Origin of the sequence: Halorubrum sp. SP9, assembly GCF_005435015.1 — an archaeon.
Taxonomy (GTDB): Archaea; Halobacteriota; Halobacteria; order Halobacteriales; family Haloferacaceae; genus Halorubrum; species Halorubrum sodomense.
Window position 1 is genome coordinate 1 of sequence record NZ_SGXU01000383.1, and the last position, 445, is coordinate 445.

Below are 445 nucleotides of genomic sequence, written 5' to 3' on the forward strand. Positions count from 1 at the left end.
GACTTTGACATCCCGTCGGTCGAAACCCTCGACAGCAAACTACTGCGAGAGTTCGCCAGAGAAGCCGCCGAGCGGAATGAGAGAGTAGAATCTAGTGGCGCTCCACACTCGGATCTGGAGCCGGTGCGCCACGAGTTCGAGTCGCTCCCAGGTACCGAAGACGGCCGATTTATCAGCGTTGACGGCACTCCCGTCACCATTCAGTTCGATATCCGCAGGACGCATGGAGATTATTTGTCGATGTCTACCCGCTACTACGTAGACTCACACGTCGTCCGACAAAGCGACGAGCACAGGGCCAGCGACGAGGACACGGACCCAAGGCAATTTCCTCTACTCGAATGTCAACCGTAGGCGGGGTTCTGAAGCCCCGTACGGCTGTAATCACAGGGCTGCCGACGAGCTGATCGCTCGTAGTACGGTGAAATACTACCGTACGGATCCT

1 protein-coding gene is annotated in these 445 nt (G+C 57.1%); it reads left to right on the top strand.

What is annotated here, in order from left to right:
* Positions 1 to 354, top strand: a 354-nt coding sequence (locus tag EXE45_RS20045) for a hypothetical protein (protein ID WP_158294339.1), incomplete at its 5' end; no start/stop codon positions are given.
* Positions 355 to 445 lie beyond the last annotated feature (91 nt).